The sequence below is a fragment of the Alteromonas sp. WD8-37 genome (assembly GCF_055326825.1).
The window spans coordinates 106981-126868 of the sequence record NZ_JBUZOV010000007.1; the positions used below are offsets into that span (position 1 = coordinate 106981).

At 51.0% G+C, this 19888-nt stretch carries 19 protein-coding genes; 12 read left to right on the forward strand and 7 right to left on the reverse strand.

Features of this window, described 5'->3' with window-relative positions:
- Positions 1-400 precede the first annotated feature (400 nt).
- From ACTUJZ_RS14120 to ACTUJZ_RS14140, 5 genes are read right to left on the reverse strand one after another with little or no spacing between them, the layout of a single operon-like run.
- Complete coding sequence (locus tag ACTUJZ_RS14120) at positions 401-1237, reverse strand: glycosyltransferase family 2 protein (protein WP_463636978.1); 837 nt, start codon at positions 1235-1237, stop codon at positions 401-403.
- Entirely contained in the window at positions 1237-2244 is a 1008-nt protein-coding gene (locus tag ACTUJZ_RS14125; RefSeq protein ID WP_463636979.1) for a glycosyltransferase, read from the reverse strand. The genes ACTUJZ_RS14120 and ACTUJZ_RS14125 overlap by 1 nt, the downstream gene beginning before the upstream one ends.
- Complete coding sequence (locus ACTUJZ_RS14130; protein ID WP_463636980.1) at positions 2228-3262, reverse strand: glycosyltransferase; 1035 nt, start codon at positions 3260-3262, stop codon at positions 2228-2230. Before ACTUJZ_RS14130 ends, ACTUJZ_RS14125 begins: the two co-directional genes overlap by 17 nt.
- On the reverse strand, positions 3259-4278 hold the full coding sequence (locus ACTUJZ_RS14135) for a glycosyltransferase (RefSeq protein WP_463636981.1): 1020 nt from the start codon (positions 4276-4278) through the stop codon (positions 3259-3261). The genes ACTUJZ_RS14130 and ACTUJZ_RS14135 overlap by 4 nt, the downstream gene beginning before the upstream one ends.
- A 6-nt stretch (positions 4279-4284) precedes the next feature.
- Entirely contained in the window at positions 4285-4869 is a 585-nt protein-coding gene (locus tag ACTUJZ_RS14140) for a glycosyltransferase family 2 protein (RefSeq protein WP_463636982.1), read from the reverse strand.
- A gap of 523 nt (positions 4870-5392) precedes the next feature.
- Between ACTUJZ_RS14140 and dusA the strand changes: the two genes are divergently transcribed.
- The 11 genes from dusA (at position 5393) to ACTUJZ_RS14195 (ending at position 17253) form a co-directional block, all read left to right on the forward strand.
- Positions 5393-6409 carry a tRNA dihydrouridine(20/20a) synthase DusA gene (gene dusA, locus ACTUJZ_RS14145; RefSeq protein WP_463636983.1) on the forward strand — a complete coding sequence of 339 codons (1017 nt, stop codon included), beginning with the start codon at positions 5393-5395 and terminating at the stop codon, positions 6407-6409.
- A gap of 207 nt (positions 6410-6616) precedes the next feature.
- Entirely contained in the window at positions 6617-6898 is a 282-nt protein-coding gene (locus tag ACTUJZ_RS14150) for a hypothetical protein (RefSeq protein WP_463636984.1), read from the forward strand.
- Positions 6899-7192: 294 nt separating this feature from the next.
- The gene (locus ACTUJZ_RS14155) at positions 7193-7852 is read left to right on the forward strand and encodes a PspA/IM30 family protein (RefSeq protein WP_463636985.1); all 660 of its coding nucleotides are present in this window, start codon (positions 7193-7195) and stop codon (positions 7850-7852) included.
- A 22-nt stretch (positions 7853-7874) separates the two neighbouring features.
- Positions 7875-8081 (forward strand): PspC domain-containing protein, encoded by a 207-nt coding sequence (locus tag ACTUJZ_RS14160; protein WP_463636986.1) that lies wholly within the window; start codon positions 7875-7877, stop codon positions 8079-8081.
- Positions 8078-8419: a hypothetical protein gene (locus ACTUJZ_RS14165; RefSeq protein ID WP_463636987.1), complete on the forward strand. Its 342-nt coding sequence runs from the start codon at positions 8078-8080 to the stop codon at positions 8417-8419. Before ACTUJZ_RS14160 ends, ACTUJZ_RS14165 begins: the two co-directional genes overlap by 4 nt.
- A 110-nt stretch (positions 8420-8529) precedes the next feature.
- Entirely contained in the window at positions 8530-9522 is a 993-nt protein-coding gene (locus ACTUJZ_RS14170; protein WP_463637007.1) for a DUF2333 family protein, read from the forward strand.
- A 3-nt stretch (positions 9523-9525) separates the two neighbouring features.
- Positions 9526-10281, forward strand: coding sequence for a TIGR04219 family outer membrane beta-barrel protein (locus ACTUJZ_RS14175; protein WP_463636988.1), 756 nt, complete (start codon positions 9526-9528; stop codon positions 10279-10281).
- Positions 10282-10392: 111 nt separating this feature from the next.
- Complete coding sequence (locus tag ACTUJZ_RS14180; RefSeq protein WP_463636989.1) at positions 10393-12213, forward strand: assimilatory sulfite reductase (NADPH) flavoprotein subunit; 1821 nt, start codon at positions 10393-10395, stop codon at positions 12211-12213.
- Positions 12213-13928, forward strand: coding sequence for an assimilatory sulfite reductase (NADPH) hemoprotein subunit (gene cysI, locus ACTUJZ_RS14185; RefSeq protein WP_463636990.1), 1716 nt, complete (start codon positions 12213-12215; stop codon positions 13926-13928). The genes ACTUJZ_RS14180 and cysI overlap by 1 nt, the downstream gene beginning before the upstream one ends.
- On the forward strand, positions 13921-14667 hold the full coding sequence (locus tag ACTUJZ_RS14190) for a phosphoadenylyl-sulfate reductase (RefSeq protein WP_463636991.1): 747 nt from the start codon (positions 13921-13923) through the stop codon (positions 14665-14667). The genes cysI and ACTUJZ_RS14190 overlap by 8 nt, the downstream gene beginning before the upstream one ends.
- A gap of 360 nt (positions 14668-15027) precedes the next feature.
- On the forward strand, positions 15028-17253 hold the full coding sequence (locus tag ACTUJZ_RS14195) for a bifunctional diguanylate cyclase/phosphodiesterase (protein WP_463636992.1): 2226 nt from the start codon (positions 15028-15030) through the stop codon (positions 17251-17253).
- Here the strand turns inward: ACTUJZ_RS14195 and ACTUJZ_RS14200 are convergent.
- Positions 17250-17861 (reverse strand): uracil-DNA glycosylase family protein, encoded by a 612-nt coding sequence (locus tag ACTUJZ_RS14200; protein WP_463636993.1) that lies wholly within the window; start codon positions 17859-17861, stop codon positions 17250-17252. The two genes, ACTUJZ_RS14195 and ACTUJZ_RS14200, sit on opposite strands and share 4 nt — an antisense overlap.
- 141 nt (positions 17862-18002) lie before the next feature.
- Here ACTUJZ_RS14200 and ACTUJZ_RS14205 point away from each other — a divergent pair, with 141 nt between their 5' ends.
- Positions 18003-18311 carry a pyridine nucleotide transhydrogenase gene (locus ACTUJZ_RS14205; RefSeq protein ID WP_463636994.1) on the forward strand — a complete coding sequence of 103 codons (309 nt, stop codon included), beginning with the start codon at positions 18003-18005 and terminating at the stop codon, positions 18309-18311.
- Between the two features lie 57 nt (positions 18312-18368).
- On the opposite strand, the gene sthA is transcribed toward ACTUJZ_RS14205, so the two are convergent.
- Complete coding sequence (sthA, locus tag ACTUJZ_RS14210) at positions 18369-19832, reverse strand: Si-specific NAD(P)(+) transhydrogenase (protein WP_463636995.1); 1464 nt, start codon at positions 19830-19832, stop codon at positions 18369-18371.
- Positions 19833-19888 lie beyond the last annotated feature (56 nt).

The window sequence follows — 19888 nt, forward strand, 5'->3', positions numbered from 1 at the left end:
CTAAAGTTGGCGCCTAAGCGGCTGATTATTCTCATTTTCATGCGCTCTCAATAGCGCGTATGGCGCAGTTATACACTACTGATAAGAAAAATCAAAGCGCCGGTGAAAATCTTAGTCAGCCTCGCTAAGTAGCAGCTACATTGAGTAAAAGCAGCCGCAGGCACTTATCTGAACGAGCTTTCTGGCCGCCTGACTCTGAATAAGCTGGCAATCATAGACAGGCGTTCGGGGGGCACTTCGTTGGGCAGCCTGCCGGCTAACATTTCATGGAATCATCATGGGCAATGTTTATTGGGGACTGATGTTCTCAGCTAGTCTGGTGGCGCTGGCATCCTAGAACGGCCTGCCCGCAATCGTGATTTTGCCAGGTTGTACCCTGGTACCAATTGCCGCCGTTCGTTCAATAAGCTGTCAATGACAGCGCTGCGTCAATCTCTGCCTGCGTCGGTGGCGTTTGCACCCTATATTGCTGTTTACCTTCGTCAAAAGTGACCCAATGGCGTTCACAGAATGCATCTAACCATTTTCGCATGGGGAAATAGCCGTGTTTGCGGTAAAAGTAATTCGCATTGGTACAGATGTCCCCGATATAGTTAACCGGTGGCAGGTATTTGGTGTGGTACTGGTGCAGCACTTCATCATCGCACAATAAAAACTTTATGCCTGCCTGATGAAAGCGTTCTGCAAAATCGGTATCTTCGCCGCCATAGCCGGCGAATTCCTCATCGAACCCTTCAATTTGATCAAAGGTTTGCTTGCAAACAGCAAAAACCAGCGACCAAAACATCCGGTGCGGTAAAGCAACAGAATGCTCTAGCTGGGCGCGCCGTGGATGAGAAATGGCTTGTGAACAATGTTGGCTATACTCTCCAGTCAAGGGTAAATAGGGCAAATAACGTACCGCAGCAGACACGATGGTGCTCGGCGTAAGCTGGTTTAACATCTGTTCGCACACCGTGGGGCTACATATACAGTCCACGTCCAAAAATATCACTGTATCGGTTGAGGCTTCAGCAAACCCTTTATTTCGGGCGGCGGCCAGCGGCAGCGCTTCGCCTTCCATATACACCTGATGTACCACAAGCTGCGGGTGGGTGACTATGCTGTGAGGGCTTTCGGGCTCCATCCAAACGATGATCACTTCATGAGGCAAAAGGGTACTGTCAGCCAGACTGGCCAGCAGATTTTGCACCTGTTTTTTGCGCCCTTTAACCAATGTGACAACAGAATATGACATTACATTGCCTTATGTATCAGATGGGCAAATGACTCAGCCCAGTGGCTTAGTCTGGGCGTTGTGGTATTAGCCCGTGCCTTTTCGATTTTTGCGTGCACCCGGTCAGAGTACTGTAAGTCTGTCGCGTCCAGGTATTGCGCCCATCCCGCTCTGGCCAGACCTGCTGCTTTTGCCAGTTGTTCGTCGTAAGGGCGGGGTTCGGGCAATACCAACAGAGATTTGCCCAACATCATTAACTCTGAGATAAGGTTGTTCCCCCCACTACAGATCACGACTTTCGAAGTGATAGCTGCGGCGACATCCGCCACTTTGCCAAGCCACCTTACACCTTCAAGTGAAGGGCCTTCACAGCCAATCACAGTAATCTGAACAGACTGGGGATTGAGCAGTTCACACAGTTTTCTGACTAAACTGGCATCAGGGTGCACGATAGTGATGCCATTATCCATTGACGCTGTCAGCCGTGCGGACGAGGCGATGAAGCCCAGATAGCAGGTCTTATCAGCAAAAACAAAATCCGGGGCTTCGATTTCCTGAGGAAACGGCGCAAATAAAAACTCCGCACACTGATAAGCAAAAACCTGGGTTGGATCGGCGCCGATGTCGCCTGAATGGCGCTGCATCAAACACTGTACGCCGGCAGAACGGGCCTGAATGGTTAACTCGGCTGAAACATCACTGAGAAAATGGGTAATATTTCGCTCATGCAAAATTGCCGCAAACGAAGCCGCGCGCTGGCGGGCATTGCGGGTAAAGGGCATGCCTTCAAAAGCGGCATCAAAAGTGCGTTGCCCCTGAGTAGGCTGATCATCCCATTTGGAATTAAGCCGGTGAATAACGATATCAGGAAAGGCGGCCGCTACTGCTGGGTAAAAGGCCTCGCTGGCGATAACAATCTCTACCGTACAAGTATGTTGAACAATCGGTACCAGGAAGGTAGCGCGTTGCAGATGGCCATTACCGTGATGGTGGATATAGTACAGCAGAGTGTTAGCCGATTTGGGCATAAATCGCCTCATACGCGCTGATAGTGTTGGTTAAAGACAGGTGAGCGACCTGCGCTCGGCACTCCCCAGGAGAAATGCGCGCCACCGCCTGTACTGCTGCGGTTATCGCCTCGGGATGGTCGATATCAATGACGTGCGTACAAGGCGGAAAGCGCAACTCTGGGGGGATGGCAGTGGCCAGCCCGATAACCGGTATATCGCTGGCCAACGCTTCCACTGTGGCCAGGCCGAAGGGCTCTTGCCATAACGAGGTCATCAATAATGCGGTGCTGGCGGCAATCTCCGCGTGAAGCTGAGACTGAGTGAGCGCTCCTTTATATTGAATATCGCTATTTAAATAAGGTGCTACACGCTGTGCAAAGTAATTTTCATCTGTGATCTGGCCACACAACACCAGCGGCATGTTAACCAGTTCTGCGATCCTTATCGCCAGATGCGGTGCTTTATCCGGGCATAATCGCCCCGCCCATATCAGGCGAGCTTGCCGTGAAGACCTCGGACAATATTTGCTAAGCTCAATACCATTTGAAATAACCTTGACCGGATGATTCAAATACGGCTGCCATTCTTCCTGTAAGCGCTGGGACACAGCAACATAGATATCATCGCAACGGCTGCTATTAAGACGGTGGGTCAGACCTAATCGTTCGGTATAGGGGCTGTGCAGGGTAATCACATTGCGACGCTGATGTAAAAATGAAAATTCATACATGCAGTGGTAGTAGCTATGATAATGAATAATATCGTACGAACTGGAATCGAACAGCCCGAACTGTGCGGCCTGATACAGCTTTTGACCGTCACTTTCGCTCGTCACGCTATCTTCCATACGAAACGCAGACTCCTGAAGCATGAGCGTATTGAACGCATTATCCTCATCCGCATCTTTACACAATACATCAACCTGATGGCCACGTTGACATAGGCCATTTGCCAGAGCGACCACAAAGGCCTCTGTGCCACCGGCAAAAGGCTGGCGTAAACTAACGACGGGGCTGGTGACTAATAAAATCTTCATATGATCGCCGAGAGTTTTTGTAAATAGTCCTCACACATACGGTGCAACGGAAACTCGGCCGCTCTGGCGGTAACGTCATCGGCGTGGCAGTTGAAGGATTGTTCCAGCGCCACCGCCAGACTGTTTACATTATTGCCGGTAGCCAGACTACCTCCTGCCTCAGCCACAATTTCTGAAAATGCTCCGCGATTAAAGGCGGCCACCGGGGTGCCGGAAGCCATTGCTTCGACAGTAGAAAGGCCAAAAGGCTCATCCCAGCGGGGGGCGAAAATAGCGGCTTTGGCCTGGCGCAATTCAGCCTGTAATTGCTGATGAGATAAATGCCCCAGGTAGGATACGTGCTTGCCAAGAAGCGGCGCTATGACTGTTTCAAAATACTTATGATCGTAAATTGGCCCGGCGATTTTCAATGGAATATTGAGTTGAATAGCCGCTTTGGCTGCCAAATCAAAGCCTTTGGAAGGTAAGATCCGGCCGAATGAAAAAACGCACGACTGCTTGGTTTTGACGCACTGCCACTGGTGCAAATCGATGCCATTATAAATAACATCTATGCTGTCGTTGATGTAAGGCTGCCACGCGTCAGCCACAGATTGTGAGACCGCAACATAATGCACCCACGGTGACAGGGAGGCGAGCTCTGCTGAAGCTTTAAGGCGGCTATAGGGCGGGGTGTGCAAGGTGGTCAATAACGGCAGTTGATACTTGCAGGCCCATACCGGAGGAATAGGGCTGATAGCATTGTTATGCACTACATCAAATTTTTTACTGGAAATATCCTGCATAACTTTTAGTAGAAAATCGTTTTCTACTAACTCGGGATACTTTTTGTAAGCTTCCTCATCAATAGGAAAAGACACTAGATATTCGTGGAAATCAGATTCGGGGTGCGCGTACAAGGTGACTTCCCAATGCCTGGCATAGTGCGGAATCACAGAAGCGATAAACGCTTCCAGTCCGCCGGCAAAAGGGCTTTTTATAGGAAAACGCGGGTGGGCAATAATGGCTATTTTCATCTGTATTTATGCCTTTGCGTTTCGACCATGCCCGGCTTTATGGAGCACAGGCTCAGTGAAGTAGGCAGGAGGTGTAATCCCATAGGCCCGTTCGAGTAATTGCCAGTCGGCTGCCGGCATATCAGCAAAAGGCAGCAGGGAGGTTAAAAATGCTTTGGTAAAAATTGCTGTTTCAAGCGGTCTACAATGATCGCGGGGGTATTGAATGCTGTTGTTAAAATAGTGCGGGGTGACAGCCCAGCGCGCTGTTTTTTGGCGTAGCATTCCGGCGGTATTTTGCTCATTGAAGTAGTCATCATCGGTGCGAAAAAGCACATTGTCAGCATCCACCGCTGCCATGCCTGCGTTGTAGGCAGCAAAGCGAGAGTTGAGGTGATGATCAATGTACGTTATTCGGGCGTGCTGTTTGTCGGCAAGCCTGTAAAGAGCCTGGGATAGTCGGTAAACACGTTTGTAATGTTCAGAAGAATTATCTACAACAATAATTTGCGCGTCGGGAAGATAGCGAAGCAATTGAGTGACATTTTTAAGTAAGCCGATATTCATTTCATAAGTCACAAATATCGCTGCCAGTTTGGCTGAACCCCTCAAGAAAGCTGCCCCGACAGTTTTTTCAACTTTTTCAGCTTCAACTCATTTTTCATCACTTCCGAGACTTTCCAATAGGGCAGTCGCTGCAACACACTTTCTGTTTTTCGGATTTCGTACACTAATTGTTTACGGTCAAATAAGATCATAGAAAGCACCAGGAAATAAAGCAGCCATTTGGGAAAATAGTTGATAACAAAGCGAGACAAGACGGTGTGAAGACCCTTACGTCTTGTCAGATGAAAATGGTACGCAAGCTGAGACTTTCCAGTTTATTAATTTTGTGGTTCACATTTACAGGTTGCTAGTCACCTGAAATATGACCACGCGCATTGGCCGCGGGCTATTGAACTAACTTGCGTTAGATTTTGATAAGTTAATTACACAATTTTAATGTTGCACTGTTTACTTATAAGCAAATGTGAACCTCTGAGATTTTTTGCAGCGGGGGAATTTGGTATACTGCGCACCCTTTGCGCTAGCTGTAGCGTGAGTCATTGTTTTATTTGGCATAGAGGTTTGTGTTGTGTCCATCGCCCCGTTGAATCGAAAATTTTCTGTCGCCCCCATGCTGGATTGGACCGACCGCCATTGCCGCTACTTTTTGCGGCTGATGTCGCGCCATGCCCTGCTGTATACCGAAATGGTGACCACCGGGGCACTGATTTACGGGAAGGGCGATTACCTGGCCTATAACGATGAGGAGCACCCGCTGGCACTGCAACTGGGCGGCTGCGATCCAGCGGATATGGCCCGCTGTGCCGAAATGGCGCAGGCGCGTGGGTATGATGAGGTCAACATCAATGTAGGTTGCCCATCGGATCGGGTTAAAAACGGCAGCTTTGGCGCCAGCCTGATGGCCCGGCCCGAAGAGGTGGCTGCCTGTATCAAAGCCATGCAGGCAGTGGTGGATATTCCGGTAACCGTTAAATGCCGGATTGGCATTGATGATATGGATGAATACGCCGATTTTTCGCATTTTATCGAGGTGGTGGCCGATGCTGGCTGCGATACATTTATCGTGCACGCGCGCAAAGCCTGGCTGCAAGGATTAAGCCCCAAAGAAAACCGCGAAGTGCCGCCGCTTAACTATGCACGGGTGCATCAGTTAAAAGCTGCCCGACCAGACTTACACATTAGCATTAATGGCGGGATCAAAACCTTTGACGATGTAGCCACCCAACTGGTTGAGGTCGATGGAGTGATGATGGGCCGTGAGGTATATGCCAATCCGTTTATCATGACCCAGGTGGACACCCAGGTGGCTGGCGCTGCGCCATCCACATTAAGCCGTCGCGATATTGTGCTGGCCATGCAAAGCTACATCAGTCAGCAAACCGATCCGGGCTTTAAGCCCTGGCATGCCGCCCGGCATATGCTGGGGTTATATGCCGGCCAGGCCGGCGGCCGTATCTGGCGCCGTTATCTCAGCCAGAACGGCACCGGTAAAAACCCTGACCCGGATTTATTGATCAATGCGCTGGCTGCGGTGGAAGACGCTCAACGGGAGGTGCGTAGCTTTAACCAGCAGCAAGTTGGTTAATTCGGCTACTTACATCGTCAATATGACTAAAATTTAATCTGGCATATATCGCGCGGTCTGTTCGTAGGCCAGCGCGATTTTTTTATCGGTATGAAATAAAAGGGTTTTTCGATTTTTTCAGCGACTGGCACGCGCTTCGCAATAGGTTAAAAGCCAAGCGTAAACGCGACCGACAGGCCGCCTCTGATTAAATTAAGGAACCCTAGTATGAAAGCGCCAGTTGTTGTTTCCAGTCTTTTTGCCGCCGCCCTTGTTGCCACCCCGGTCTCTGCCCAGCAGTTACCCATCGAACAGGCTGTTGAAAATATGGTGAGCCAGCTTGCCGCTGCCACCACCTATGAATTAAAAGCCGAACTCGACCAGGCCATCGCCAACACGGTGTATTTTTTCCAGCCGGTGGATAGCGAAACCCGCACTGGCAAGATCAGTGTGACCGATTTGACCGCCTCGCGTGATACCGCCGGCGAGGTCGAAACCGCTGTTCAATAATCTTCTTTGTTGCTCCCTGAAACACCTTTTGCAGCGCCTCGGCGCTGCTTTTTTGTGCCTGCCATAACACGGTGGTCAAAACAGCGAAAAAGATTGGTCAAATTGACCAAGGCTTCTCAAGGTTGTTAATGCGCCGCGACTGAAAAAACAAAAAAGTCATAAATAACAACGTATTAAATTTTGGTACGCCATTTGTAATACCCAAAGGGTAGAGGCAGTTTTCCCCCGGTCCGCCGGGTAAGAGTACTGACACCAAGCCGGCTTGCCAGGCCAGGATTTTATCAGGAGAACAGAATGAATGTGTTAACCCGTATCAGCGATATTATTCATGCCAATCTGCACAGCATGGTGGACCGCGCGCAAGATCCGCATAAGCTGGTGCAATTGATGATGCAGCAAATTGATGAGGCGCTGGCGGAAGGCCGCACGGTTTGTGCTCAGCACCTGGCTGAACAAAAACATATCAGCCGGCAGCAACGCAATCTCACCACGCAAATGCAGCGCTGGCAGGAAAAAGCCGAGTTGGCGCTAAGTCACCATAACGAAGCACTGGCCCGCTCAGCACTGGCCCATAAACTTGGTTTGTCACAGCGCTACGAGCAATTGCGCCAGCAACATACCCATCATGCCGGCCAGTTGGCGGTGCTGGATACTGACCTTAGCCAGCTGCAACAAAAACGCAGTGAAGCGATGGCCAAAGCCCGTCAGTTAGCCAGCCGCGAACAGGTAGCATTGACCCGGCTGAAAGCGCGCACCACCGAGCATACTGTGCATACCCAGCAGGCCCAGGCCCGCTTTGATGCCTACCAACAGCGGATCGAGCGCCTGGAGGCGCAGGCTGACAGCCAGTATATGGGAACTGACGCTTCACTGAACGTGCAGTTCGCCGAGCTGGCCCGAGAAGCATCGGTCGAGCAGGAATTGGCCAAACTTAAAGCCCGGCACGTGGCCTAAGTCTTTTTAGCAGGAGTAGATTATGAAGTCTTTTGATTCCAGACAACGTATTGTGCGCGATTTATCCACCTCTGTGATCAGCGGCGTCTGTGCCGGTTTGGCCCGCTGGCTGAATGTTGATGCCCTGTGGGTGCGCATAGCCGCCGTGATCGCGCTGGTTATGTTGCCGGGCGTGACTCTGCTGGCGTATCTGGCTGCGGTGATCTTATTGCCCGGATCCCGCCGATGAAAAACTTTATTCTGGCTGTGATCATTGGCCTGACCCTGGCGGCAGCGCTGGGGTGCGGGCTGGATGAATGGTTTCATATTTCCTTTCAGTTTGGTGACCATATGCTAGCGCCGCTGGATAACTTACTGATATTTTTGCTTCTGGCAGTTGTGTTTGTAGTTGTAGGCTTTATAGTGGCGATCAGCGTCGTAGGCACAGTACTACTTGCCATCGCAGCAGCCGTGGCGGCACTGGTGGTGTTCGGGCTGGGCCTTGCCTGGCCCATCGTGCTCACTGTACTGGTGGTCTGGCTGCTGGTGCGTGCATCGCGCGGTGCACCCCAAAGCAGTCAGCAGTAACACCACCCAGGCGCTGGGTAAACAATCCCCGGGCATAATCCGTACCAAGCAGATTATGCCCTGCCATAGGGCATCGGCAGCAGCAATCACAAGGAATACAAACATTGAATATTAAACAGCATTTAAGCGCCAAGCGCATTGGAGCAGCCGTTGTGCTGCTGTTTCTTATTTTCTGGCTGGTAGGTTGGTACTGGAGCATGTCGCCTGACACCTTCAATGTGAAGGACAAAGTCAAAGCCCAGGCCACGCGCAGCTCCCAGGTGGAAGTGCCTGGCTATACCCTGACCACCACCATGATCATGGTTACAGAAACCATGCTTAATAAGCCGGGCGGTTATCTGGCCAACGATGTCATGCCGCCGGGCGTGCTGTTGGATAATATGCCGTCGTGGGAATTTGGTGTGCTGGAAATGACCCGTGATTTAGCTTTAGCCATGCGTAAGGACTTTTCCCGCTCCCAATCACAGTCGGTAGAAAACCCGCATATTGCTAAGGCAGTACCGTACTTTAATATGGACCACAAAGATTGGATTTTTCCGGCCGCCGAATCCAGTTATCAAAAGGGGGTAGACTTACTCTACACCTATCGGGCCGAGCTGGTCGACCCTAGCCGTGGTGAAAGCCAGTTTTACACCCGGGCTGATAATCTGCGCGAATGGCTTAAGCTGGTGGAAAAACGCTTGGGCAGCTATTCACAACGCTTAAGCGCCAGTGTGGGCTCCTCGCGTATTAATACTGATCTGGCCGGCCAGCGTAAAGCCCGTCAGTCCACACCGAACATGGATGAAAAACATATCAAAACCAGCTGGTGGAAGCTGGACAACACCTTTTATGAAGCCAAAGGCGCCACCTGGGCGCTGTTGCATTATCTGCGGGCTGTGGAATCTGAATTTGCCGACGTTCTGGAAGACAAAAATGCACTGGTCAGCCTGCGTCAAATTATCCGTGAACTGGAAGCCACGCAGCAAACAGTATGGAGCCCCATCATTTTGAATGGTGACGGCTTTGGCATGCTGGCCAATCATTCACTGGTGATGGCGAACTATATCTCTCGTGCTAATGCAGCACTGATTGAACTTACCGAACTAATGAATCAAGGATAATCAATGAAAAAATGCATTTCGGCCTTAGCAGTGTTAGGCACATTTGCAGCCAGCCCGGTGTTGGCGGATACCATTGCGGGTGTGTATGTGGGCGCGCAGGCGTGGAAAGCCGATACCACCGGCGGTTTTGCTGACAACAGCGCTCAGGCAGACTTTAATCTGGATGATGAGACCCAGGGCTCGGCGTATATTGCAGCCGAACACCCGATCCCGTTTGTGCCCAATGTAAAATTGATCCACACCAGCATGGATACTCAGGGCAATACCGTTCTGGCCGCGGATTACACCTTTGACGGTACCACCTATGCGGCAGAGACTTCGCTGTATACCCAGGTCGATCTCACCACCACTGACATCATCCTGTATTATGAATTGTTTGATAACGACATTGTCAGCTTTGATGTGGGCATCAATGGTAAGTATGTTGATGGCAGCCTACTGGTCCAGGACAATGACAGTGCGCGTCAGGGTAGCACCGACTTTTCCGGCGTCATCCCAATGGCCTATTCGCGAGTGCAGTTCGGCCTGCCGTTTTCCGGCTTAGGCGCGTATGCCGAAGGTAGCTATTTGTCGATTGACGATCATACCTTCAGCGATTATCAGGTGGCGGTGACCTATTCGTTCATCGAAAGCCTGGCCGTGGACATGACCCTGCAACTGGGCTACCGCGATGTAGAGCTGGACATTGAAGATTTGGATGATGTGTATGCCGACATGGCATACGACGGCGCATTTTTAGGCCTGGAACTGCACTTCTAGACCGAAAAGTTTAGTTTTAAGCACTTTCGGTAATAAAAAAGTAAGAATAATTCTTTTCTCTTCCCCCTAAACCTCGTTAGCCTTAGCGTATCAAATTAAGGCTAACGAGTTATGTCAAACGATTCCAATCAAAATTTTGCACCGCCGGCGGTGCTCAGCGAGCAGCAATTAACTGCGATCTCTCAGGCCGTGGCAGGGCTAAATCGTGACCAGCTGACCTGGGTCAGCGGCTATTTTGCCGGCATGGCGGCTTCTGCCGGGGGCCAGCAGGCTGTGGCTGCGCCGGTTGCTGAGGCCGCGGCCAGTGCACCGACCCTGACCGTTTTGTATGGCTCGCAAACCGGCAATGCCAAAGGCCTGGCCGAAGCCTTTCAGGGCAAAGCTGAAGCAGCTGGCTTTACCAGTAAGCTGGTCAGTATGGCCGATTACAAACCGCGCCAGTTGAAAAATGAAAGCCATGTGGTGATGTATGTCAGTACCCACGGCGAAGGTGATGCACCGGATGATGCTATCGAACTGCACGAATTTTTAGGCGGCAAAAAAGCGCCCAAACTAAGCGATATGAAATATGCAGTGCTGAGCTTAGGCGATAGCAGCTATGAGTATTTTTGCCAGACCGGCAAAGATTTTGATGCCAGACTTAGCGCGCAGGGCGCCACGGCGATCATTCCGCGGGAAGATTGCGATGTGGATTATGAAGCCCAGGCCGAAAGTTTTGCCGACAAGCTGATTGCGTCACTCAAAGATGAGCTGACTGCCAAGGCACCCGCGCAGGCTGTGGCTGCGCAAACCGGCAGTGCGGCTCAACCGGCGGCGCAGGCCTACACCAAAAAAGCGCCATTTGCGGCCACATTGCTGGAGGCGCAAAAGATTACCGGGCGTGATTCAATCAAAGATATTCAGCATATCGAAATCAGCCTGGAAGATTCTGGGATCACCTATCAGCCTGGCGATGCGTTAGGTGTGTGGTTTAAAAACAGCGAAACGCTGGTGGATGAGCTGATAAGCCTGACCGGCCTGGCCGGTGATGACAAGGTCACGGTGGCTGACTCGGACATGATCCTGCGCGAAGCGCTGATCAACAAACTGGAGCTGACCCTAAGCTATCCTAATTTTATTAAGGCCTACCAGGCCGCGACCGAGTCAGCCAGCCTGGCTGAGTTGATGGAAGATAAGGCCACTTTGCGCACTTACATGGCCGAGCGCCAGATTGTAGACATTGTTCGGGATAACCCGGGTAGCCTGACCGCACAGCAGTTGGTGGATGCCCTGCGGCCACTGACCCCGCGTTTGTATTCCATCGCTTCGAGCCAGTCTGAGGTGGAAGACGAGGTGCATCTGACTGTAGCTCACGTGGATTATGAAGCCTTTGGTGTGCGCCATCAGGGCGGTGCATCGGGCTATCTGTGCGAGCGCCTGGAAGCCGGCGGTGAGATTGAAGTGTTCGTGGAAAAAAACGATAACTTCCGCTTACCCGAAAGCACCGACACGCCGGTCATTATGATTGGCCCGGGCACTGGCATCGCGCCATTTCGAGCCTTTATGCAAGAGCGTGAAGCTCAGGGAGCCGATGGCAAAAACTGGTTATTTTTCGGCAACCCGCATTTTACCCAGGATTTTTTGTACCAGGTGGAATGGCAGGCGTATGTAAAGAGTGGCCTGTTGGATCGGATTACGCTGGCATTCTCCCGTGATCAGCAGGAAAAGATTTATGTGCAGCACCGTCTGCTGGAGCAGGGCTCTGAGGTGTATGCCTGGCTAGAAGAAGGCGCGCATGTGTATGTGTGCGGCGATGCAACCCACATGGCCAAAGATGTAGAAGCTGCGTTGCTGAGTATCATTGAGCAACATGGCGGTAAGTCGGCCGAAGATGCCAAGGCGTATCTTGTGGCTTTGCGTAAAGCAAAACGTTATCAGAAGGATGTCTATTGATGAGTAACGACAAATCCCCGTTTATTGTTGAAGGCAAACTGTCTGACAACGAGCGCCTGAAAGCCGAAAGCCGCCACTTGCGCGGGACTATCGAACAGGATCTGAAAGATGATCTGACCGGGGGCTTTACCGCTGACAACTTTCAGCTCATCCGCTTTCACGGTATGTATCAGCAGGATGATCGCGATATTCGCAATGAGCGCAGCAAACAAAAATTGGAGCCGCTGCACAATGTAATGCTGCGCGCCCGGCTGCCTGGCGGGATTATCACGCCACAGCAATGGCAGGTCATCGATAAATTTGCTGAAGAGCATACGCTGTATGGCAGTATTCGCCTGACCACCCGGCAAACTTTTCAGTTTCATGGGGTGTTGAAGCCGCATATCAAGCAGATGCACCAGACTCTGAACAAAGCCGGCATTGACTCCATTGCCACCGCTGGCGATGTGAACCGCAATGTGCTGTGTACTTCTAACCCGGTGGAATCGCAGCTGCATTTGGAAGCCTACGAGTGGGCGAAAAAAATCAGTGAGCACTTGCTGCCCAAAACCCGCGCCTACGCCGAAATTTGGTTAGATGGCGAAAAGGTCGAAAGCACCGAAGATAATGTTGAGCCGATCTTGGGCGATACATATTTGCCGCGCAAATTCAAAACCACTGTGGTCATCCCGCCGCACAATGATGTTGATGTACATGCCAACGATCTAAACTTTGTAGCCATTGAACAAAGTGGCAAGCTGGTGGGCTTTAATGTGTTGGTGGGTGGTGGCCTGGCCATGACACATGGCGATGAGTCGACCTATCCGCGTAAAGCTGATGACTTCGGCTTTATTGGTTTAAAAGATACTCTGGCGGTGGCAGAGGCCGTGGTGACCACCCAGCGCGACTGGGGCAACCGGGTCAACCGTAAAAATGCTAAAACCAAATACACACTGGAACGGGTCGGGGTTGAAAACTTTAAAGCCGAAGTGGAAAAACGTGCCGGTGTCAGCTTTGACCAGAGCAAGCCCTATGAATTTACCAGTCGCGGCGACCGCTTTGGCTGGGTAGAAGGGGTGGATGGTAAACATCATCTGACCTTATTCATTGAAAGTGGCCGCATCCTGGATTTTCCTGGCAAGCCGCTTAAAACCGGTTGTCTGGAAATTGCCAAGATTCATAAAGGCGATTTTCGTCTGACCGCTAACCAGAATCTGATCATCGCCGGGGTACCGGCAGATCAAAAAGCGGCTATCGAAGCGCTGGCAGTTAAATACGGCCTGCTCGAGCCAACCAGCCAGCAGATGCGCGATTCAATGGCGTGCGTGGCACTGCCTACCTGCCCACTGGCCATGGCGGAAGCCGAGCGGTATCTGCCCAGTGCGGTTACGCGCTTAGAAGATATTTTGGCCAGCCACAATCTTGCCGATGACAGTATCATCTTTCGCATTACTGGTTGCCCTAATGGATGCGGCCGGGCGATGCTGTCTGAAGTGGGCCTGGTGGGTAAAGGGCCGGGCAAATACAACCTGCATCTGGGCGGCGATCGCGAAGGGACCCGGATCCCGCGTATGTATCGGGAAAACATCGGTGAAGATGAAATCTTTGCCGAACTGGACACCCTGATCGGGCGCTGGGCCAAGGAACGTCATGAAAATGAAGCCTTCGGCGACTTTGTGATCCGCGCCGATATTGTCAAACCAGTGGTCGATTCAGCACGAGATTTTTATGACTAATGCACAGCTCGACATTGCGCAGCCACTGTCTTTAGATGTCAGTGCAGCGCAACTGGCGCAAATTAATGAACAGCTCGAAGCGCTCAGCGCTGCCGAGCGAATCACCTGGGCAATGGACAATTTGCCCGGCAATCATATTCTGTCGTCCAGTTTTGGTGCGCAGTCGGCGGTGATGTTGCATTTGCTAACCCAGGCACAGGCTGATATTCCGGTGGTGTTAACCGATACCGGTTATCTGTTTCCGGAAACCTATCGCTTTGTGGACCAGTTAACCGACAAGCTGAATCTGAATTTAAAAGTGTATTCAGCCGAAATGTCTGCTGGCTGGCAAGAGGCTCGGTTCGGACGTTTGTGGGAACAGGGCGTCGATGGGATCCAGCAATACAATCAGATGAACAAGGTTGAGCCAATGCAGCGCGCGTTGCAGGAGCTAGAGGCAGGCACCTGGTTTGCCGGATTGCGTCGCAGCCAGTCAGACAGCCGCGAAAAATTACCGGTACTGCAAAAAGTCGGTAACCAGTTCAAGTTGTATCCCATCATCGACTGGACCAATAAAGATCTGCATTATTATCTCAAAGATCACGGTCTGCCATATCATCCGTTGTGGGATGAAGGGTATGTGTCGATTGGCGATTGGCATACTACTCAATCCTTGCAGGAAGGCATGAGTGAACAGGATACCCGGTTCTTTGGCCTGAAGCGCGAATGCGGGCTCCATGAATTTGGTGACGGTATTTGATTTTCGACCCTATATATGAATAACGGCTGGCCTGAGTGTCAGCCGTTTTTGTATTTACTCCGATCCTTCTTTACCTTTTATCATAAAATGGTTGCGATAAAATATATGCAAGTAATCGCTTGCTATCTGTACAGTTGCAATAAATATTACATAAATACATTATATAGTGGCTGGTCCAATGAGAATCTTAGCACAGGTCATTTTAGTGGCTTCTCACGTAGATCAATAGCATGACAAGATACCCTACTTATGGAGTATTACCGGAACAGCGCGGTTAACACCTGCTTACACAGTTGGCTTGGCAAGCAACCCGGCAAGTCGTAGGATGGAAAAAAGGACGGTAGTAAGGACTCTCCGACAATGACGCAGTCGTATTACGAAAACGATGAACTGGTGTTTCTGGACGAAGACGAGTCAGGCAACCTACCCGTGCATACTGATCGGGTTTGGAATGTTCTTGTCGTTGATGACGATGAGGAAGTTCACTCTGTCACACGTCTGGCGCTGGCCGATCTTATCGTCAATGATCGGCGCCTGCATTTTTTGCATGCCTATAATGCGGCTCAGGCAAAAGAGGTGCTGCAGGAATACCAGAATGAACTGGCCATCATTTTACTGGATGTAGTGATGGAGTCAGACAGCGCCGGTCTCGATTTGGTGCGATATCTGCGCGATACGCTGCAATTGGATGAGCCACGCATTATCCTGCGTACCGGCCAGCCTGGCATGGCGCCCGAATCAACCATTATTCAGAATTACGACATCAATGATTACAAAACAAAAACTGAGCTAACCCGCAGCAAGTTGGTTACCAGTATCATTGCGTCATTACGCTCGTACCAGCAGCTTCAGACTATCAAACTAAGTCGCGCTGGCTTGCAAAAAATCATCGACTCGGCAGCTAATCTGTTTGAAGAACACTCTATCAAGGCATTTTGTGAAGGCGTGGTGACTCAGATCAGTTCATTGATTGGGCTGGAAGCCGAAGGATTGGTGTGCGCGCAGCAAGGCAGTGTCACGGACTATAAGGACACCACCTTATATGTGATGGGCGCAGCCGGTGACTATGCCAGCCATATCAATCAGCCTTTGTCGGCGTTAGACAATATCGCAATCAGTGAGAATATTCGCCGCTGTTTGCGCCTCAAGCGCCATGTGTTTGAAGCCGGCTTCACCGTACTCTATCTGCACCGCGCCGGATTTGAGGCGGCGGTGTATGTCGCTATGTCGCGCCCGCTAAGTCCTACCGATAAACAACTGCTGGAGGTGTTTTTATCCAGTATCGCGGTAGGCTATGAAAATGTGCACTTATTTAATCAGTTGCGCGACGCTGCCTTTCGTGACTGGCTGACTAAGTTGCCCAATCGCAATGAGTTTATTAATGTACTGGAGCGCCAGTTGCGCAACCCGTCTTCGATGACGGTGGCATTGGTGGATATCAGTCATTTTGCCGACTTAAATGACGGGTTGGGCCAGGAGGCTGGCAATGAGATTTTAAAATCTGTGGCGTTACGCTTGCAGGCGATGCTGGCAGAATCGGTGGTGATTGCCCGGATCAGTGGTGATGTGTTTGGCTTGGCCGGGCCGGGAACGGAAATTTCCCCGGAGGCCATTAACCGGGTTTTTCAGTCCTCGTTTCAAACCGAAGAGCATGTATTACCACTGAACGTGTCTATCGGGCTGTGCGCTGTGAAAAACCAAAGCCTGTCCGGCCTGGAAGTATTAAAGCGTACCAATATAGCCTTGACCCTGGCCAAGCGTGATCATACTGAAAACTACGCCTGGTATGCGCCGGAAGTGGAGCAGCGGCATACCAGCCAGCTGCTGATGATCCGCCAGCTGCGCAATGATTTCAGCGACCGCAAATTACAATTGTGGTTCCAGCCCCAGGTGCTGCTGGATGGGCATACTGTGGTAGGCATGGAAAGCTTGTTGCGCTGGCCGGTGGCCGATGGAGGCTTTGTGCCGCCATCTGAGTTTATCCCACTGGCTGAGTATTCCGGCCTGATTGTAGATATTGGCCACTGGGTCTTAGAAGAGTCATGCCGACGTATTCGAGAGCTACATGACAAAGGATTCAGCCAATTGCGGGTGGCTGTGAACATCTCTATTCCGCAGTTCAGGGACCGCTATTTTGTGCAAAAAGTCAAAGATGCGCTGGCGCGCTTTGGCTGCCCGCCTGGCAGCCTGGAGCTGGAGATCACCGAAAGTGTGGTGATGGATGAACCGCAAATTGTAATTGATGCACTGACCAGTTTAAAAGCCATGGGCGTGGCCATTGCCATTGACGATTTTGGTACCGGGTTTTCGTCGATGAGTTATCTACAGCGTTTACCGCTGGACCGGCTAAAAGTGGATCGGGCGTTTGTTGCTGACATTGCGCCACAAAAAAATGCGGTTATTGCCGAAACCATCGTGGGCCTGGGCAACCGGCTGGGCCTGACCACAATTGCAGAAGGGGTGGAAACCGACCAGCAAGCCGACTATATGTTATCTATCGGTTGTGTGGAAGCGCAGGGCTATCACTTTGCCCGGCCGATGCCATTTGCCGATCTGCTGGACTTTCTGGGCGCCTCGACTGCTTAGGTATGCGCATCCAACAGTGACTGCACCTTGTATTGCAGGTGGGGCACTACCTGCTCTTCAAACCAGGAATTGCGTTTTAGCCAGCGGTTATTGCGGCCTGATGGATGTGGCAACACCAGATAGTCATTGTCCACGGCGGCTTCTTCCTGCACCGCCGCCGTCAGAGTGGAATAGCCTGGCCGGTAATATTGCTGGGCATAGCGGCCGACCAAAACAGTGAGCTTAGGCTGGATGCGCTGTAGCAATACATGATGCCAGGCAGGGGCGCATTCTTTGCGCGGCGGGGCATCGGCGCCATTTTTATAGCCGGGAAAGCAAAATCCCATAGGTATGAGAGATAAGTAAAAGGTATCGTAAAACGTATTTTTGTCGATACCCATCCATTGCCGCAAGCGGTCACCGCTGCGGTCATTCCATGGGGTGGCTGAGTCGTGTGCCAGCATACCGGGCGCCTGGCCGATAACCACGATTGGGCTATGCTCACCAGCAGCCAGCACCGGGCGCGGCGGTTGTGGCAAAGCCGCTGCACACAGGGTGCATTGGCGCACGCGGCGCAACAGTTCGTCAAACGATTCGCCAGTTTTTTGCAAATATTTCACCACTGTCACAAAGTTGTCATATTTCTATGTTTGCCATTTGATCTTTGCTTATGATCAGAGTATGCTGAGTCATACAGTATCAAGGTTGTATATAAACCCCCCCAGATGGCGATGTTTGTATACGGAGATTTTTGAAGTAGGGAGATAACCATGCGTAAATTTTTCTTTGGCTTAGCGCTGCTTTCCGTAACAAGTATTGCGCATGCGGAATCAAATAATAATCAACTGTTTGATTGTATGGATCGCACCACCTTTGAGGTGAATAGCGATTGTATGGCTGAGCAGATCACTGCCAACATCCACTTTAAAAATGCAGAACAGAAAGTGGTTACGCAGGCAGCTGAATCACGTGGTGATTATGCCATTGCCACTATGACTTTCGATCCGCGTAAAATGCAGATCGACATTGTTGCACATCGTGAAGCCTTACAGGCCATGAATCAGCTGACAGAACAATAAGTTAGTTATCAAAATAGTAAAAGCCGGCAGTTACGCCGGCTTTTTTGTGCCTGCTGATTAAAAGATCCGGTTTAAGCCGTTCAATGCAGCTACCCGATAGGCCTCAGCCATGGTGGGGTAATTGAAGGTGGTATTCACAAAATAATCTAAAGTATTGCCTTCGCCTTTTTGCTGCATAATCGCCTGACCGATATGCACAATCTCTGAAGCCCGCTCACCAAAACAGTGGATTCCGAGGATTTTTTTACTCTCTCGATGGAATAAAATTTTCAGGCTACCCACTGTAGTATTGGCAATTTGCGCTCGTGCCAGATGTTTAAACTGCGCACGACCCACTTCATACGGCACTTTTTGCTCAGTCAGTTCCTGCTCGGTCTTTCCTACCGAGCTGATTTCCGGGATGGTATAAATGCCGGTGGGAATATCTTCTACCAGTTCGGCATGGGCCTCACCATGTAACATGGCCTCAGCAGCAAAGCGACCCTGGTTATAGGCTGCTGACGCCAGGCTGGGGTAGCCAATCACATCACCAATGGCATAAATATTATCCACTTCGGTTTGGTAATTGTCGTTAACATTAAGCTGGCCTCGGGAGTTTGCTTTCAAACCGACAGCTTCTAGATTCAGCAGGTCAGTGTTGCCCGTTCGGCCATTGGCAAACAACAGGCAGTCGGCACGCATGCGTTTGCCGGACTCCAGATTAAGCACCACACTGTCATCTTTGCCTTCAACCGATTTATAGGTTTCGTTATTGCGAATCACTACACCGTTATTCCATAGGTGGTAACTCAGGGCGTCAGAAATCTCAGAATCCAAAAACGATAATAATCTGTCGCGCATATTGACCAGGTCCACCTTGACTCCCATACCGCGGAAAATACTGGCATATTCAGACCCGACTACTCCGGCACCATAAATGATGATAGAGCGCGGTTGATGCTGCAACGACAAGATACTGTCTGAGTTGTAAATGCGTGGATGAGCAAAGTCGATATCCTTCGGGCAGTACGGGCGTGAGCCGGTGGCAATGGCTACCTGGGCGGTGGTCAGGGTATCTTCTGAGCCGTCATTGCGGGCAATCTTAAGCGTGTTTTTGTCGACAAAACTGGCCACACCATGAAACAGGTCAACACCGTTGCGATTATAAAATGAACCACGCAATTTGGTCTGGCTTTGGATCACCCCACTGGCATGGGCCATAATGTCTTCAAATTTCATGTGGCGATTCAGCTCGTTGTCGGAAAACAAGGGCGTGTTGTTGTATTCGATCAAGCGGCTGACAGAATGGCGCAAGGCTTTTGAAGGAATGGTACCCCAATGGGTACAGCCGCCTCCTACCGATTTGTAGCGTTCTACCACCGCCACTTTTTTGCCGGCCTTGGCCAGCTGCATCGCTGCGCCTTCGCCACCAGGGCCGGTACCGATGACCACAGCATCATAATGATAGCGTGGGGCCGACGGGGAGGACTTTTCAGAGGATTGTTTCTGGCTGGTTCGTTTCGGGGTGGATTTTTTCGACATGCCTGCTCACTTTTGCTTCAATGCTATCCAGTGCTTTACGCACCTAAAACCAGACA

Excerpts from the sequence above, each read along its gene's own strand:
- ACTUJZ_RS14120 (WP_463636978.1), bottom strand. The coding sequence starts at position 1,237 with ATGTCATATTCTGTTGTCACATTGGTTAAAGGGCGCAAAAAACAGGTG.
- ACTUJZ_RS14125 (WP_463636979.1), bottom strand. The coding sequence starts at position 2,244 with ATGCCCAAATCGGCTAACACTCTGCTGTACTATATCCACCATCACGGT.
- ACTUJZ_RS14130 (WP_463636980.1), bottom strand. The coding sequence starts at position 3,262 with ATGAAGATTTTATTAGTCACCAGCCCCGTCGTTAGTTTACGCCAGCCT.
- ACTUJZ_RS14135 (WP_463636981.1), bottom strand. The coding sequence starts at position 4,278 with ATGAAAATAGCCATTATTGCCCACCCGCGTTTTCCTATAAAAAGCCCT.
- ACTUJZ_RS14150 (WP_463636984.1), top strand. The coding sequence starts at position 6,617 with ATGAAAGCGCCAGTTGTTGTTTCCAGTCTTTTTGCCGCCGCCCTTGTT.
- ACTUJZ_RS14155 (WP_463636985.1), top strand. The coding sequence starts at position 7,193 with ATGAATGTGTTAACCCGTATCAGCGATATTATTCATGCCAATCTGCAC.
- ACTUJZ_RS14160 (WP_463636986.1), top strand. The coding sequence starts at position 7,875 with ATGAAGTCTTTTGATTCCAGACAACGTATTGTGCGCGATTTATCCACC.
- ACTUJZ_RS14165 (WP_463636987.1), top strand. The coding sequence starts at position 8,078 with ATGAAAAACTTTATTCTGGCTGTGATCATTGGCCTGACCCTGGCGGCA.
- ACTUJZ_RS14175 (WP_463636988.1), top strand. The coding sequence starts at position 9,526 with ATGAAAAAATGCATTTCGGCCTTAGCAGTGTTAGGCACATTTGCAGCC.
- ACTUJZ_RS14180 (WP_463636989.1), top strand. The coding sequence starts at position 10,393 with ATGTCAAACGATTCCAATCAAAATTTTGCACCGCCGGCGGTGCTCAGC.
- cysI (WP_463636990.1), top strand. The coding sequence starts at position 12,213 with ATGAGTAACGACAAATCCCCGTTTATTGTTGAAGGCAAACTGTCTGAC.
- ACTUJZ_RS14190 (WP_463636991.1), top strand. The coding sequence starts at position 13,921 with ATGACTAATGCACAGCTCGACATTGCGCAGCCACTGTCTTTAGATGTC.
- ACTUJZ_RS14195 (WP_463636992.1), top strand. The coding sequence starts at position 15,028 with ATGACGCAGTCGTATTACGAAAACGATGAACTGGTGTTTCTGGACGAA.
- ACTUJZ_RS14205 (WP_463636994.1), top strand. The coding sequence starts at position 18,003 with ATGCGTAAATTTTTCTTTGGCTTAGCGCTGCTTTCCGTAACAAGTATT.
- sthA (WP_463636995.1), bottom strand. The coding sequence starts at position 19,832 with ATGTCGAAAAAATCCACCCCGAAACGAACCAGCCAGAAACAATCCTCT.